This is a genomic window from Clostridium acidisoli DSM 12555, from assembly GCF_900176305.1.
GTDB classification, from domain to species: Bacteria; Bacillota; Clostridia; order Clostridiales; family Clostridiaceae; genus Clostridium_I; species Clostridium_I acidisoli.
The window spans coordinates 30,989-48,154 of record NZ_FWXH01000005.1; the positions used below are offsets into that span (position 1 = coordinate 30,989).

The 17,166-nt window shown below is 30.8% G+C and carries 13 protein-coding genes and 1 pseudogene; 13 read left to right on the plus strand and 1 reads right to left on the minus strand.

All coding sequences use genetic code 11. From position 1 onward, the window contains the following. Positions 1-206: 206 nt before the first annotated feature. The 5 genes from B8978_RS08960 (at position 207) to B8978_RS08980 (ending at position 4,181) form a co-directional block, all read left to right on the plus strand. Positions 207-977: a YihY/virulence factor BrkB family protein gene (locus B8978_RS08960; RefSeq protein WP_341435463.1), complete on the plus strand. Its 771-nt coding sequence runs from the start codon at positions 207-209 to the stop codon at positions 975-977. 184 nt (positions 978-1,161) lie between these two features. Then, complete coding sequence (locus tag B8978_RS08965) at positions 1,162-1,476, plus strand: hypothetical protein (protein ID WP_084115368.1); 315 nt, start codon at positions 1,162-1,164, stop codon at positions 1,474-1,476. A gap of 225 nt (positions 1,477-1,701) precedes the next feature. Then, the gene (locus B8978_RS08970) at positions 1,702-2,991 is read left to right on the plus strand and encodes a helix-turn-helix domain-containing protein (RefSeq protein WP_207651881.1); all 1,290 of its coding nucleotides are present in this window, start codon (positions 1,702-1,704) and stop codon (positions 2,989-2,991) included. A gap of 14 nt (positions 2,992-3,005) precedes the next feature. Further along, the gene (locus B8978_RS08975; RefSeq protein ID WP_084115371.1) at positions 3,006-3,254 is read left to right on the plus strand and encodes a hypothetical protein; all 249 of its coding nucleotides are present in this window, start codon (positions 3,006-3,008) and stop codon (positions 3,252-3,254) included. Positions 3,255-3,584: 330 nt separating this feature from the next. Continuing rightward, positions 3,585-4,181 carry a hypothetical protein gene (locus B8978_RS08980; protein ID WP_139796014.1) on the plus strand — a complete coding sequence of 199 codons (597 nt, stop codon included), beginning with the start codon at positions 3,585-3,587 and terminating at the stop codon, positions 4,179-4,181. Between the two features lie 342 nt (positions 4,182-4,523). Here B8978_RS08980 and B8978_RS08985 read toward each other — a convergent pair whose 3' ends face one another. After that, positions 4,524-7,073, minus strand: coding sequence for an FAD-dependent oxidoreductase (locus B8978_RS08985; RefSeq protein WP_084115374.1), 2,550 nt, complete (start codon positions 7,071-7,073; stop codon positions 4,524-4,526). A 247-nt stretch (positions 7,074-7,320) separates the two neighbouring features. Between B8978_RS08985 and B8978_RS08990 the strand changes: the two genes are divergently transcribed. From B8978_RS08990 to B8978_RS09025, 8 genes and pseudogenes are all read left to right on the plus strand, one after another. After that, positions 7,321-8,592 (plus strand): helix-turn-helix domain-containing protein, encoded by a 1,272-nt coding sequence (locus B8978_RS08990; RefSeq protein WP_084115375.1) that lies wholly within the window; start codon positions 7,321-7,323, stop codon positions 8,590-8,592. A 374-nt stretch (positions 8,593-8,966) separates the two neighbouring features. Next, positions 8,967-10,442 carry an aldehyde dehydrogenase family protein gene (locus tag B8978_RS08995; protein WP_084115376.1) on the plus strand — a complete coding sequence of 492 codons (1,476 nt, stop codon included), beginning with the start codon at positions 8,967-8,969 and terminating at the stop codon, positions 10,440-10,442. A gap of 185 nt (positions 10,443-10,627) precedes the next feature. Further along, positions 10,628-11,692 carry a polyamine ABC transporter substrate-binding protein gene (locus B8978_RS09000; protein WP_139796015.1) on the plus strand — a complete coding sequence of 355 codons (1,065 nt, stop codon included), beginning with the start codon at positions 10,628-10,630 and terminating at the stop codon, positions 11,690-11,692. A 13-nt stretch (positions 11,693-11,705) separates the two neighbouring features. Further along, on the plus strand, positions 11,706-12,794 hold the full coding sequence (locus tag B8978_RS09005; protein ID WP_278326920.1) for an ABC transporter ATP-binding protein: 1,089 nt from the start codon (positions 11,706-11,708) through the stop codon (positions 12,792-12,794). Next, positions 12,794-13,669: an ABC transporter permease gene (locus tag B8978_RS09010; RefSeq protein ID WP_084115378.1), complete on the plus strand. Its 876-nt coding sequence runs from the start codon at positions 12,794-12,796 to the stop codon at positions 13,667-13,669. The genes B8978_RS09005 and B8978_RS09010 overlap by 1 nt, the downstream gene beginning before the upstream one ends. 2 nt (positions 13,670-13,671) lie before the next feature. After that, positions 13,672-14,457 (plus strand): annotated as a pseudogene (locus tag B8978_RS09015) (ABC transporter permease); the annotation flags it as partial. A 19-nt stretch (positions 14,458-14,476) separates the two neighbouring features. Beyond that, complete coding sequence (locus tag B8978_RS09020; protein WP_084115380.1) at positions 14,477-15,907, plus strand: putrescine aminotransferase; 1,431 nt, start codon at positions 14,477-14,479, stop codon at positions 15,905-15,907. Between the two features lie 6 nt (positions 15,908-15,913). Then, positions 15,914-17,125 (plus strand): PucR family transcriptional regulator, encoded by a 1,212-nt coding sequence (locus B8978_RS09025; RefSeq protein ID WP_084115381.1) that lies wholly within the window; start codon positions 15,914-15,916, stop codon positions 17,123-17,125. Positions 17,126-17,166: the final 41 nt, after the last annotated feature.

Below are 17,166 nucleotides of genomic sequence, written 5' to 3' on the forward strand. Positions count from 1 at the left end.
TAAAAGTGAGATATTGGAAAGAATAGGCGAAGAGTTTTCACCAATGCTTCGCTTTTTCAATGAGCGAAGCAATGTCCAAAACCCTTCACTCTTACTTCAAAATTTCTTTGTATTAAGATATTACTTTGTGAGCAAGTTGCCATTATTAAAAGGTGATGTTATGTATGTTATTTTCATATAAAAAGCTAAAAATCACTTTCTCTATTTTGATAAAAAAAATAATAAAAGATGATATATTTGCATTATCGTCTCAACTTGCCTACAGTCTTTTGCTTTCTTTTTTTCCATTTTTAATATTCTTAATAACAATTGTAGGGTACAGTAATATAAAAGTCACTGATATAATGAATAACATTAAAACTTTTATACCTTATGAAGTATATGGACTTGTACATAAAACCGTTACGGAAGTAATGAATAAAAAAAATGGAGGACTTTTATCTTTAAGCCTAATACTTACAATTTGGTCAGCATCATCAGGCTTTAATGCTGTTATAAAGGGTTTAAATAAAGCATATAATGAAAAAGAATGTAGAAATATTATAGTTTCACAAATAGTTTCCATAATTTTCACTTTAATTCTTGTGGTAATCATAATGGTCACAATTTTTTTACTTGTCTTTGGGGAAAGTACTGGACATATACTTGCAAAGTTGGTTGGTTTAAATAATTTATTTTATATGTTCTGGTATTTTATTAGATATATAATAATAGTTAGTATAATGATTTGTGTGTTTTCACTTCTATATATATATGCACCTTGCAAAAAGCACAGGCTAAAAGAAGTATTACCTGGTGGAATTTTCTCAGCTGTTGGGTGGATATTGACATCTTTATGTTTTTCATTTTATATAAATAATTTTTCTAACTATTCAAGACTTTATGGGAGCCTTGGAGCGGTGATAATTTTGATGCTGTGGCTTTTAATAAGTTCGTTTATAATAATACTTGGTGGAGAGATAAATTCGGTAATTTAGGGTAGGTGAAAAGGTGAGAGAAACCCTGTGGCTAGATGGAAGAATTAACGATGCCAAGGCCGTTAATTCTTTAGTCTTTGCGTAGCAAATCTTTAGTCAGTATAATGGTAAAAGTTGTACTCCATTTTAAGATTGTATATGCTTTAAATTCATGATAAAATAAGCTCATTGGTGGTGAAATTATTTGGAAAACGAAATGTTATTAAAATCAATAGAAAACCTATTAGATAAAAAACTTCAACCTACAAATGAAAGATTAGATAAAATGGATGCTAAGATATCAGGAATGAACGCTAAGATAGTAGGGATGGATGCTAAGGTAGTAGAAATGGATGCTAAGTTAGTAGAAATACAAGCGACTCAAAAAGAAATGAAATTGACTCAAGAGACAATTATGAAGTTTATAACACAGGCTGATAGTGAATTCATGAAATTAGAAGAGAAAACTAGAGATATTGAAAAGATAAAAAGAGTTATTAATATTAGTAATGTTAGATAAGCATGATGGAGTCATGCTTTTTTTTATACCATTCACGAAGTGAATTCTCTCACCTTTAGCCCACGTGGCTAAAACTTTAATCTTTAACAAGAGAAGAGCTGTTAATTCTTTAGTTTTTGCGCAGCAAAGCTTTAACAAATATAATAAGGTATATAAAACATTAACATATTAAAAAATGTTGCCTTTTCTACGAGATGGTTGTATATTATACACATATAGAATATTGTGGAAAAGGGTGATGCAATGGACTTTTTGACTATGGGTGAAAAAGTTAGGAAACTGAGGGAGCAATTAGATTTAAATCAGGAAGATTTACAAACGGAAAAGGTTAGTAGGGGACTTATAAGCATGATTGAAACAGGAAAACGAGACGTAAGTTATGCTACAGCCATTAAGTTAGCTGAAAAGTTTAACCAAAAAGCTGACAAGCTTAATATTATTTTGAATGTTGATGCCGATTATCTAATGCGTTCGCCAAATGAAGATGCTGAACTTTATTGTTTAGGTCAACTAAAAAATGATGAAATAAGTCAAAGTAAAATTGATGAGATTTTGCAGTTATCTGAAGAATATGATTTGATTAGGATTAGAGCTAAAATATATTTTAAAATGGGACAAATTAATGAGGAAAAGAAAAACTATGAGGATGCTTGCAAAAACTATGAAGATGCTATAAAAATATATAAAACTATGGGCAAAGATAAAGAATTAGGACAGATTTATCTTAGAATGGGTATTTCTAAGGGTAAAAATTTGCAGCACGAAGTTGCTATAGTTTATTTTAATTTAAGTCAATATTATTCATTTGTTTATGATGATAAAAAAATTCAACAATCATCTTTATATAATTTAGCAAATGCATATTTTTATTCAAATAAAATTGATTTAGCATTAGAGACGATTGAAAAATATTTGACAATTAGTGACGAATCAGACCCTTTTTATAATTTTGGTTTTAATACTAAAGCAAACTGTTATGAATTAAGGGGAGATTATGACAGAGCTATAGAAACTTATAAAGATTTGATATGTAAAATTTCAGATAAAGTTACTCCTATTTTGGGTTACGTATATAATAACTTAGGATTAAATTATTGTCATAAAGATGATTTTAAAGAAAGTTTAAAATACTTTGAAATGGCTGAAAAATTTAGAAGTGAATTAGATAAAGTAAACTTAGGTGTTACGCTTATAGAAAAATCAAATGTTTTCTTAAAACAAAACTTATATACTGATGCAATTAAAACTATTGATGAAGGCTTAAATTACGCTATAGAGTACAATGATATGGAATATTTAATAAAAGGGTATTATACATTAGCAGATATATACGATAAATTGAGCAATTGGGTTAATCTGGAAAATGTTTATATGAAATTAGTTGAATTACTAAAAATTAATAATGACAAAAATAATCTTAAATCAATCTATGACAAGATGGCTCTTATGTATTTGAGACAAGATAAACCAAGTCTTTGTCAGGAATACTTATTATTATCAAATGATTTGAATTAATAGGAGGTATTATTATGAAAATTAAAACTTTAAGAAATGTAGCTTTTGGAATAGGTTGCTTAATGTTAACACTTACGTTGTCATTAAATTTAATATCACCATCTACCAATGGTAAATCTATCCATATAATTAAACTTATGCAAGGTTCACCATATGGAATGGCTAAGGTTAATCATGTAATTAAACCTATGGAAGGTTCACCATATGGAATGGTTAAATCTATACATGTAATCCATACTGATGTAGATATGCCTAATGGTTAAAGATGAGACTAAGTTTTCACACTAGTATAAAATTGTTAATGATTGAGAAACATAATGAAATTGAGATTAAGTATTTTCAATAAATTACTATTGGAATTTACTCCCATAGTAATTTTTATTTTACAAGAAATAAAAAGGAGTCTTTGCATAGCAAATCTTTAACCCTATCTATATAAAAGTATAATTTATAAAACTTAAAAGATTTGTAATAAATTATCTATTTACATAGCCACTAAATTGTTGTATTATTCATTTGTTAGCTTAATATAAAATAAAGATAGAAGGTATGAAAAGGTGAATAGAGCGGTCCTAAAAACAATTCTTATAGTAATGACAACATCGTTAATTTTTGCTGGATGTGGCAAAAACACGAGCACCGCTAAAAATAACACCACCGTTGGTAAAACCATCGTTTCAAATTCAACGGATGTTAGAGCAAATCCAGAAGAGACTGTAAAAACCTATTACAATAGTGAAGTTTCAAAGGATGCTAGTTTTTTAAGTGGATTCTTCTTAAATTCTGAAATGTCACCAACTGTAGCAGTAAAAAAACAATTGAATGCTTTTAATGTAAAAGAAATACAGTTGGTTAAAATATATAATGAAAAGAAATATGATAATTTTATTGCCATGATATGTTCATATAACACTTATTTTAATGGTATTGAAAGTCCAAGACCAGATGTGGAAGTCGTGACTTTAGTTAAAAAATCTGGGAAGTGGTATTTTTTAAATGATTATAGCAAATTATCTGATAAGGATATGAGCTGGATTAATAATGTTGCAAATGAACAGAAAAATGAAATTGCCAATAACAAGGAAATAGAGAATATATTAAAGAAAAAGGATACTTTTAATACCACAAATAGTGCTTTTATGGAGAATGCCATGAAAAGTATACCTCTACAGCAGAGCAGTAATAATTAAAACGTAAGTGTGAGGTTTTATGTTATTTTAATTTTATTATGATGGAAATAAAAGAACGGCAAGGCTTATTTCAAATTTAATCTTAATGTAAAATGTACAAGAAATTTTTATACAATAAATGCCTTGAAGTATATTAAAAAATTGTTTAATATACTTCAAGGCATTTGTTTCATTATTTTTCCGACCTAAGGAGGAAAAATTTCCTTAGCCTTTATGGATCTATCCATAAAACTATCACCTTTTAACGTGCGAAGCAACCGTTAAAACCCTTCACTATTGCTTCGCAATCTCATTATATTATGAATTTAAACACCATTTATCAGACAAACTAATTAATTAAGTCTAAATTATAAGTCCTTCTGCTAAGGCTTCATTTAAAGTTTTTCCTTCCTGCATAGCAAGAATAATTTTGCCACCTTCAGTAGTATTTCCTAGAAGGTATCCACCCTTTAATACATCATTTTTAAAGAAAAGAGTTTTAATGTTATTTGATTTTCCATCAGCAATTTCTAATCGCCTGCTAGCTTCAGGTGAAATTTCACCAAGAGATAAAACAGAAGTATTTAATGCATTAAATATAACAGAGGATACAAAACCTTCAAATAAAGTTTCATCGCCAGCTACGTTTGCACCAGCAACTTTTCCCATCTGAGCAGCTGCAGTCCAATTTCCAAAGACAGTGTTTTCATATTCAGCTACATCACCGGCTGCATATATATCTTTTTCGCTAGTTTCCATTTTAGCATTAACTAAAATGCCGTGCTGAACTTTTATGCCAGCAGCTTCTGCAAGTTGTTTGTTTGGTCTTATTCCAACGGAGAACAAAACTAAGTCAGCTGGTACAGTTTTTCCTATTTTAAGTTTTACGCCTTCAGCTTTAGTTTCACCAACAATGCTATCAGCTGAGTCACCAAGTATTATATTTATGCCAGATTCTTCGGCGATTTTCTGAAAGGCTTTACCACCAACTTCATCAAGTTGTTTTGGTAAAAGTCTTGGTAAAAATTCAATTACAGTTACATTTACTCCGGCATTTTTCATTTCCCATGCGGCTTCAAGGCCCAGGAGACCGCCACCAATTACTACGGCATTTTTGATATTAGGAATTCTTTTTTTGATTGCTTCTGCATCCTCAATAGATTTTAAAGTGTATACTCCATCAAGGCTAGAGCCTTTAATTGGAGGAATAAAATTTTTACTACCATTTGCAAGTATTAATTTATCATAATTAACTATAGAATCATCTTCTAGAATAACCTTCTTTTCACTAGGTTTTATTTGTTGTACAGTTTTACCTAGGAGCACGTCTATTTTATTTTCATCATAAAAACTTTCTTCTGCTACATAAAGCTTTGAATCAGGAAGATTTTCGCTTATATAATCAGAAAGTTCAGGTCTAAAGTAAGTTCGATATTTTTCTGAAGATATAATTTGAATTTTGGCTACTTTGTTCCTTTTTCTTATTGCTTCTGCACCGTAAAAACCAGCTGCACCATTTCCTATTATTACGTATTTTTCATTTTTGTCAGAAGTGAATTTTATTTCTTCTTCAGTAACTTCTACAAATTGTTCACTTCCAGCACCACAAACAGGGCAAGTTGCTGGTGGATTTGCGCCTTCAAATACTACACCGCATACAAGGCATTTCCATTTTTTTGTTCCAGTTTTCTTTTTTGTTTTTACACCATGGCTTAGATGTTCAGCAATTTTATTTGCAAAATCTTTACCAAATTTATAGGCTAATGTGAATTCTTCTTCAGAAGGTTTAAAATTAACTTTAAGTCCAGGAGTCATAACATCAAGTCTTAATTCTTTTAATCTTCTTTCTATATTTGGAACAGCTTCACCACTCCAACCATAGGAACCAAAAGCAGCAGCTGGTTTGCCGCCATGAACTATAGGATTCATTATGTTAAGCAAATCTAATATTGGCTTTAATGCGTCACTATTTATTGTTGGAGAACCAAATAATACACCAGAAGCGGAGTCAATCTTTGCAATAACGTCTTCTTGTTTATGATATATAACATCTAGAAGTTCTACATTATAATCACTAGAGGATTTTATGCCTTCACTGATTTTTTCAGCTAAGGATTTTGTGTATCCATATGCAGATACATAACATATAACTACATCTTTATTTGCATTTTCTTTTGGAGTACTCCATTCTTTATATTGCTCTATTACCTTCCATGGATCTGTTAGTATTGGTCCGTGACCTGGTAAGGCTAAGCTAATTTTAAGATCTTTAATTTTATCATAGGCTCTTAGAACATAAGGCTTAAAAGGACCCATTATTCCATCAAAATAATATTTTAATGCATCAAAATATTCAGGATAATTTGTGATTTTATTATCAAACATTTCATCAATGCAGTAATGGCAGCCAAAAGAATCACAAGTAATTAATGTTTCATCTTCAGGAACATAAGTGTATATTGAATCAGGCCAATGTAAAAAAGGAGCTGATATAAATTTTAGAGTTTTGTTACCAAGATCTATAGAATCTCCATCTTTTACTTCAATATATTCAAAATCTCTGTTTGCAATTGCTTTAACGAATTTTATGGCAGTGGCTGAACCTACAACTTTAGCATTTTTTGATACCTCTAGAAGTTTAGCTACGGAACCAGCATGATCAGGTTCTGTGTGATCTACCACAATGTAATCAATATTTTTAATGTCAATATTTAAAGACTGTAACCTTTCTAAATATTCATCAAAAAATCTCTCTTTAACTGTTTCAAATATGGCAGTTTTCTTGGATCCTTTAACAACGTAAGAATTATAGGTAGTGCCATAAGGGGTATACATTATTATATCAAATATTCGAAGTCCGGGATCAAGTGCACCTATCCAATAAAGGTCTTTCTTTATTTCTATAGCTTTCATAGTTACCACTCCTTACTTTATTTAAAATAAATCTAGTATGTAATTTGATTATTAAGTAATAATAATTATTAATTAACTATATTATACTTTTATTCTATGAAAAATGCAAGATGATTATTTATATCCTATATTATAATCATCGTAATAAACAAATATTTATTGAGCTTGTATTACATTAATTGAAAAAAATAGAAGGATATAATATAATATTGTCATATTAACATTTAAATAGAATTGAGGTGATGAAATGAACTTTTTGACATCTGGAGAAAAGATACAAGAATTTAGAGTTAAATTGAACTTAAAGCAGGAAGAACTAAAAGATGAAGGACTTACAGTAGATGTCATAAATATGATTGAAAACGATAAAAAAGAATTGGATTGTAAAACAGCTTTAACAATATTTGAAAAATTTAAGAAAAAAGCTGAAATAATGGATGTTGTTCTAAACATAGATGTTGATTATTTTATGCGTTCGCAAAATGAAGATGCTGAGATATATTGTTTAAAAAAGCTTAAAAGTGATGACGTTGATGAGTCTGTTATTGAAGAAATTTTTGAACTGACGGATGAATTTGATTTATTAGCAGTCAAAGCAGAGGTTTATGTTAAAATTGGGCAATTGTCCTCAAAGGAAAAATACTATGAAAAAGCCTGTTTTAACTATAATAAGGCTGTAAAAATATATAAAAGTATGGGAAAAAGAGAGAAGTTAGCGTATATTTATTTGAAAATGGGATCTTGTAAAGGAAATGTTTTACAGTATGATACTGCTATAGTTTATTATAATCTAAGTCAATATTACGCTTTTGTTTATGATGATTTAGAGGTAGCGAAGTTAAGCCTTTATGACTTGGCAAATGCATATAATTATTTGAAAAAGATAGATTTATCATTAGAAACTATTGAAAAATATTTAGCTATTGCCAGTATGACTGATCAATATTATGCCTATGCGCATATCCTTAAGGCAAATTGTTATGAAAATGAGGAACAATTTTCTATAGCCATAGAAATATATATAACTTTAATTTCAAAAATATTAGACAAGGAAAATCCAATTTTAGGGTTAGTATATAATAATTTGGGGCTTACATATTGTAATATTAATGATTTTAACATGGGGATGAAATACTTTGAAATGGCTGAAAAATTTAGATATGATATAGATAAGCCTAATTTGTCTCATACTTTAATAGAAAAATCAACGATTTTGTTAAAACAGAAATTATATGATGAGGCTATTAAATCTGTTGAACTAGGTTTAAAATATGCCAAAGAATATAGTGATGTTGAATATTTGTTAAAAGGTAAAAATATATTGTCAGATATATATGATAAATTAGGAAATTATATAAGTTTAGAGAAGATTTATTTTGAATTAATTGACTTAGTATCAACGCATGAAAACAATAATGCTCTTAAATCAATATACGATAAATTGGCTCTTCTATATTTAAAAGAAAATAAGATTAGTTTATGTGAAAAGTATTTAGTATTATCAAGAAATATAAATTAAAAGTTGTTAAGTGTTATGAAAGACAGCAAGGACGGTCTCAAAATAATTTGTTATTTTGAGATCGTCCTTTTTTATTTTTAATATATCAATGATAATTAAATATTTATAACAAATTAACAATGAATTATCATAAAAATAATTAAATTATCAAAAAAACATTGACAATTTATCGAAACTAGAATAATATCTTGGTATGTACATAAAGGACAAAAACATACATTTATAATTGTTCAAATTGGATATATAAATGTTATTAACAATATGATAAATTATAGATAATATATTTATAAAATCGTTAAAAATAATCACAATATATGATAAAATATTAGAAAAATATATATATTAATAAAAAATGTTTATTTAGGAGGAGTATTATGGGTGAAATCTTAAAGATGTTTATAGACGGCGAATGGGTGTTATCAAAAAGTGGCAATACAAGAGAAATATTAAATCCCGCAAATGGGAAAGTGATAGCAGTAGTTACAGATGGAGGAAGAAAAGATGTAATGGATGCTGCCAAGGTTGCAAAAAGGGCTTTTTATGAAGATGGCTGGATGGATGTAAAGGCAGTGGAAAGAGCCAGATTATTATTTAAATTAGCGGATCTTTTAGAAGAGAGAGCAGAGGAAATTTATACACTTGAGACTTCTAATAATGGAAAACCAATAAGGGAGTCTAGCGTAGATGTAAGTGACGCAGCTGCATGCTTAAGATATTATGCAGGTATCGCTACTAAACCTCACGGAATTACATATGAGGTGCCAGATGATGCGGAGGCTATGGTAGTAAGGGAACCAATAGGTGTTTGTGCAATGATTGTTCCTTGGAATTATCCATTGTTAATGGCAATTTGGAAAATCGCTCCCGCAATGGCAGCTGGAAACACTGTAGTATTTAAGCCTTCAGAAATCACTCCTCTTACTGCAATAAAATTGTTTGAACTTATTTCTGAAGTTGGTTTTCCAAAAGGAGTTATTAATCTTGTGCTTGGAGATGGTCCTAGTGTAGGTGATGAGTTAGCTAAAAATAGAGATGTTGAAAAAATTGCATTTACAGGTGGTACTGCAACTGGCAGATCTATTATGAAGGCAGCTACTTCAAATTTAAAAAAGATATCGTTAGAGCTTGGAGGAAAGTCACCTAACATTGTATTTGCAGATGCTGATTTTGAGACAGCTGTGGATTATGCCTTGTTTGGTATATTTTGCAATCAAGGTCAAGTCTGCTCAGCAGGTTCAAGACTTCTACTAGAAGAAAGTATATATGATAAATTCATTGAAAGATTAGTAGAAAGGGCAAATAAAATTAAAGTTGGAAGTGGGTTTGAAGAATCCACAGAAATGGGACCTTTAATTTCAGAAAATCATATGAATAAGGTTCTAAGTTACATTGAGATAGGCAAAAGTGAAGGTGCAAAACTTATATGTGGTGGACATAGAATAACTACAGAAGAGCTTAAAGATGGGTATTTTGTTGAACCAACAATTTTTACTGATACTACTCCAGATATGAGAATAGTTCAAGAAGAAATATTTGGACCAGTACTTGTTGTACAAAAATTTAAAGATGAAAAAGAAGCAATAACTTTAGCTAATGATAGCTGTTATGGACTTGCTGGTGGAGTTTTTACTAGTGATGTAGCAAAAGCTCACAGAGTAATTAGGAAATTAAGAGCAGGCATAACTTGGATAAACACTTACCATCCAACTTATAACGAAGCACCTTGGGGTGGTTACAAGCAAAGTGGTATAGGGAGAGAACTTGGAACCTTTGGGTACGAGGAGTACACAGAAGTAAAACAAATTAATATAAATCTTGATGTGAAGCCTATTGGGTGGTTTAAAGATTAAAGCTTTTCACCATAGCCTAGAGGCTAGGGGAAAAGGTGAAAGAAAGCCTGCAGCTCACGAAGTGAATTCTCTCACCTTTAGCCATCGAGGCTAAAACTTTAATCTTTAACAAGCAAAGTGCAGTTAATTCTTTAGTCTTTGCGAAGCAAAGCTTTAGTTTAAATATATAAAGGGGGTAATTTTAATTGAAAAAGATAAGAAATTTATTAAGCATTGGTCTTACAATAGTTTTAGCAGGAACATTACTTGCAGGATGTGGTTCCAGTAGTTCAAAAACCTCAGAAACCAGCGGAGAATTAAACCTCTTTAACTGGACTGAATACCTTCCTAAAACCGTAATTCAAGAATTTGAAAAGAAATATAATATTAAAGTAAATTACACCACTTATTCTTCTAATGAAGAAATGCTTGCAAAAATTCAAGCAGGTGGAGGCCAATATGATGTTGCCGTAGCTAGTGATTATATGGTAGACATAATGAAAAAGCAGAATTTAATTGAAACCCTTGATAAGGATAAAGTATCTAATTTAAAGAACATAGGTAGTCAGTTTAAAAACCTTAGTTTTGATCCAGGAAATAAATATACAGTACCTTATCTTTGGGGTGATGCTGTTATTGTAGTAAATACTAAAAAATTCCCTGATGCAAATATAACAAGTTATAGTGACCTTTGGGATAGCAAATATAAAAATTCTATTGTTGCACTAAATGATGAAAGGGCGCTTGTTGGAATTGCACTTAAAAAGCTAGGATATTCTCTTAATGAAACAGATCCTAAAAAACTTCAACAGGCTGAAGATGAACTTACAAAATTAAGACCAAATATAAAATTATTTGACAGTGATAGTCCTAAAACTTCATTAATAAATGGTGAAGCTTCAGTTGGATATGTTTGGGGTGCAGAGGCATATCTTGCAGAACAGCAAAATAAGGATTTAAAAACATTTTTTCCTAAAGAAGGCATGTACTTATGGCAAGATAATTTTGTTATTCCAAAGGATGCAAAAAACAAGGAAAATGCAGAGAAATTTATTAATTTCATTTTAGATCCAAAGGTTAGTGCAGAAATTTCAAAAGCTTATCCATATGCAAATCCAAATGTTCAGGCACAAAAACTTATAGATCCAAATGTTTTAAGTAATACAACACTTTATCCAGATGCAGAGCAGCAAAAGATTGGAGAACACTTAAAAGACGTTGGAGATGCTTCAAAGACTTTTGATGATATTTGGACTAAATTCAAACAATAAAGGAAGGTGATAGATTATGGAAGCGATGGTCCAACTTGTAGATATAGTAAAGTCTTTTAAAAATCAAGCAGCAGTAGATAACATTAACGCAGAAGTTAAAAAAGGTGAGTTTTTAACACTTCTTGGACCAAGTGGATGTGGAAAGACCACAACCCTCAGAATGATAGCGGGCTTTGAGGAGCCCACTTCTGGAAAGATAATGCTTGATGGCACAGATGTATCAAACAAAAGTCCATATGAAAGAGATGTTAATACGGTTTTTCAAAATTATGCATTATTTCCACATATGAATATTTTTAATAATATAGCCTTTGGACTTAAGATTAGAAAGGTTTCTAAAAAGGAAATAAAGGAGAAAGTAACTAGAGCACTAAATCTTGTACAACTTGAAGGGTTTGAGGAAAGATTTCCATCTCAACTCAGCGGTGGCCAAAAGCAAAGAATTGCAATAGCAAGGGCTATTGTAAACAGTCCTAAGGTATTACTTTTAGATGAACCACTTGGTGCTTTAGATTTAAAGCTTAGAAAGCAGATGCAGTTTGAACTTAAACATCTTCAAAGAAAGCTTGGAATTACTTTCATATATGTTACTCATGATCAAGAAGAGGCACTTACAATGTCTGACAGAATTGCAGTTATGAATAAAGGTAAGATTGAACAAGTTGGTGTTCCAGATGAAATATATGAAAGACCAAAAACAAAATTTGTAGCAGATTTTATTGGTGAGACAAATATATTTGAAGGTGTATTGAAAAGCAGGGAAGGGCAGAAGGCAGAGATTGAACTAAAAGGTAAAAAAGTGGTTAATGTTGTTGACGATGAAGAAAAAATTTCTGATATAAAAATTGGAGAACCTATTGCCTTTGCAATAAGACCTGAGAGAATAAATGTCTCTTATGAGGAAGTTGATGGAATAAATGTTCTTAAGGGAAAATTTAAAGAAAGAATATTTGTAGGTTCTATAAATAAAACTGTGATTACACTTGAAAGTGGAAGAGAAGTTATTGTAAATGAGCCCGCGGCCAGCACACTACCTCTTGAAATGGATAAAGAGTATATGCACATCTACTGGCAAATGCAGGATGGGGTGGTGATAAAATAATGGAGAAAGCGAAAAATGTTAATAAGAAGAGGAGAGAGACAGGACACATAGTAACAATATCACCAGTCATGCTTTGGATGATAATTTTAGTGGCAATTCCACTATTAATTGTTGTAGCTATGGGATTTTTAACAAGAGGTTCCTATGGCCAAATAGTTTATAAATTTACTTTAGACAATTATAAGATGTTAGCTCAGCCTATATATTTAAAGATATTATTGGATTCATTATGGATAGCCTTATTAACAACGGCTATATGTTTAGTGCTAGGATATCCTTTTGCATATTTTGTTGCAAATGTGTCGGCAAAATACAAAATTCTTTTATTCATGCTTATAATGGTGCCGTTTTGGACAAATTCCTTAGTTAGAACTTATGCATGGATTATTATTTTAAGAACCACAGGTGTTATAAATTCATATTTAATGAATTTTGGAATAATACATCAACCGCTTCAACTATTGTATACAAATGGAGCCGTTCTCTTAGGACTTACCTATACTTTATTTCCATTTATGGTTTTACCACTTTATTCATCTCTAGAGGCCCTAGATAAGTCATATATTGAAGCTGCAAATGACTTAGGCGCTTCACCTGTTCAAACTTTTTTAAGAATAACACTTCCACTAACAATGCCTGGTATAGCAGCAGGAGTGGTTTTAGTGTTTATACCAACCTTAGGTCTGTTTTATGTTTCTGATTTACTTGGTGGAAGTAAGACAATGCTTGTAAGTAATCTTATACAAAATCAATTTCTTACTGCTAGAAACTGGCCTTTTGGATCAGCAATGTCCATATTACTTATATTAATTACAGTGTTATTTATAGCAATTTATTTTAAGCACAGTAATGGCGACAACTTGGAGGTGCTTTAGATATGAGAAGAGGAAAGTTATCAAAAGGTATCCTTAGTGCATATTCTTTTATTATATACTTTATATTGTATGCACCAATTATAATTTTAGTAATATTTTCTTTTAATAAATCCAAGCTTAATGCCGTATGGCAAGGTTTTACTCTTAATTGGTATTCAGTTTTAGCTGGTGATGGGGATGTAATTTTAGCACTTCAACACAGCTTAACCATAGCTGTTATTAGCACTATACTATCTACAGTTATTGGAACTTTAGCAGCAGTTGGAATGTATAAGTACAAATTTAAAGGAAAGACAGTGTTAGATGGTTTATTATATGTACCTATTATAATACCTGAAATTGTTATGGGAATTTCATTATTAGTTTTTTTTACTCAAACTAAAATTACTTTAGGACTTCTTACTTTAGTATTGGCACATGTAACCTTTAGTGTTTCCTATGTTGTAATAGTGGTTAGGGCTAGAATGAAAAATTTTGATAGATCCTTAGAGGAAGCTGCAATGGATCTTGGAGCAAATGGAATTCAAACTTTTACTAAAGTAACACTTCCAGTTATTATGCCAGGAATTGTTGCTGGAGCTTTAATGGCCTTTACGTTGTCTTTAGATGATGTAATTATAAGCTTTTTTGTATCTGGTGCAGGTTATGAAACCTTGCCACTTAGAATTTATTCAATGGTTAAGATAGGTGTTTCACCTGAAATAAATGCATTGTCTACAGTGATGCTGGCAATTACGCTTAGTATTGCAGTTATATCGGAGTTAATGCAACTTAAAAAATCAAAAAAAAATTGAGGAGTGTGGTTTTATGAAAGAGAGCAATAGTAAAAGCAAGGACGAAAACTTAGGAGGCACTATTAGGGAGGTGAAGGATTATCGAGAGGTTTTAAATTATAGTAAAAAGGTTTTAGATTTTATAGCTAATGATGAATTAGAGACTTCAGATATTAAATGGATAAGTAAAGAAACAGTAAATAATTTTAGAGATTACGTTAACCCTGGCTTTTTAGAGTATAGAAAGTCTGTAACAGAAAATGGAGAGTTCGCAGCAGTTGAATGGAAGGATTCTGGACTTAATAGTTTTGTTGATGTTAATGGAAAGGAATATATTGATTGTTTGGGTGGTTATGGTATTTATAATGTTGGACATAGAAATCCAAAGATACTTAAAGCAGTAACTGATCAACTTAAGCACCAAGCACTACACAGTCAGGAGCTTTTAGATCCTTTACGAGCAGCACTTGCAAAACTTTTAGCGGATATAACACCAGGAAATCTTCAGTATTCATTTTTGTGTAACAGTGGTACAGAGGCTGTTGAAGGTGCCATAAAACTTGCAAAATTGCATCAACAAAAAAATGGTAAACATTATTTTATGGCAGCTACAGGGGCTTTTCATGGAAAGAGCCTAGGCTCGCTTTCTGCTACATCAAAAGGACTTTTTAGGAAACCATTTATGCCACTGGTTTCAGGCTTTAAGCATGTTTTATACGGTGATATTGATATGATGTATAAAACAGTAAAAACATCTAGTATGGTTGGAGAGGATATAGCAGCTATTATGCTAGAACCCATACAAGGTGAGGGAGGCATTATTATACCACCTAAGGATTATTTAGCTAAAGTAAGACAATTATGTGATGATTTTGGAATCATAATGATTGCAGATGAAGTTCAAACTGGTATGGGGCGTACAGGTAAAATGTTCTGCGTTGAACATTATGATGTTAAACCAGATATAATGTGTCTTGCAAAAGCATTAGGAGGCGGAATAATGCCTGTAGGAGCAGTTATTGCTACAGAAGAAATATTTAAGAATTTCTTTCCAAACCCATTTATACACACCACAACCTTTGGAGGAAATCCACTAGCTTGTGCAGCAGCTATTGCTACAATAAGCACTTTAATTGAAGATAATATACCAGAAAGAGCTGAAAAAATGGGGAATTATCTAATGACAGGTCTTAAAAATGTAACTTCAAAATATCCTTCCTTGGTTAAAGAGGTAAGAGGAATGGGACTTATGATTGGAATTGAGTTTACTAACAATAAAATTGGATATTCAGTTTCAAAAGGGCTTTTTGATAAAGGAGTTCTTGTTGCTGGAACCTTAATAAATGCTCAAACCATAAGAATTGAGCCACCACTTACCATTGAAAAAGCACAGTGCGATATAGTATGTGAGGCTTTAGATAAAGTACTTCTTAATGTGGAGTCTGCAAAGCTCGCTTTGGTGTAGCAGATCATGATTATAAATTGTAGAAACATTAAAAACTTGCCAGCTATGGAGAGTTTGAAAATTGTGGCAGGAGAAAATGGACTAGATAGAATTGTAAAATGGGTTCATTATATGGAGAATCCAGGTTATATTGATTGGTTAAAAGGTGGGGAACTGATTTTAATAACAGGCATACTTTTAGGCAAAAAAGTAGATAAGCTCCTTGAATTAGTTAAAAATTTAAATGATAAAAAGGTTGCTGGTCTCGTTATTAATGTTGGACCGTATATTGAAGCTACACCAAAAGAAATTATTCAATTAGCAAATTCTCTTAATTTTCCTGTATTTGAATTACCTTTTGAAGTGAAAATTATAGATTTTAGTCAAAGCATTTGTAAAGCAATCTTTAACAGTAAAATTGAAAAAGAATCTATGGAAAGTTTTATGAGAGAAATCATATTTAATGATGTAACCTATAGCGAAGAGATTTTAAATAGAGCTATGCTTTATGGTTATAATCCGGAGTGTGAGTATTGCTCTCTTGTAGTATATATGGATAACTTAACAAGTTTTATCGGTACAAGTGAGGTTTGGGACCAAGAAGCTGAACTTAGAACAAAAGAACAAGTTGAGCAAATAATAATAAAGATAATGAATGGGTTTAATAAAAAGACAATTCATGTGTCACAAAGCAATTCTATTATTGTCATGTTTCCTATTAATGACAAGGATAAAAAGAAAACAGTGAATTTAATTTCTGAGAATATTATAAAGGAAATTTCACTTAAAATAGAAAAATTACAGATTAGCATTGGAATTGGAACTTACTGGCGAGGGTTTGAAGACCTAAAAAAAAGTGTGCTTAGAGCACAAAAGGCATTAAAGGTTCTAAGGATAAATGGCAGGAAAAATAGAATATGCAAATATAGCGATATTGGAGTATATAGGCTTTTATTTGAACTTGAAAAAAGCAGCGAAATGAAGTCGATGTATGAAGAAACTTTGGGGAAGTTAATATTTTATGATAAAAAAAATTCAACTGAATTAGTAAACACTTTAGAAGTTTATATAAGAGAGAATTGCAATCTTATAATGGCAGCAGAAGAACTTTTTATTCACAAAAACACTTTGAAATATAGGATAAAGAGAATAGAGGATATTTTAGAGTGTGATTTTAAGGATTTAGAACAAATATTAAATTTTAGTATAGCTCTTAAAATAGGAAAATTGAAGAATTAACAGTGAAGCCGCTAATGGTGAGAGATTTTGTTTTCAGAAAA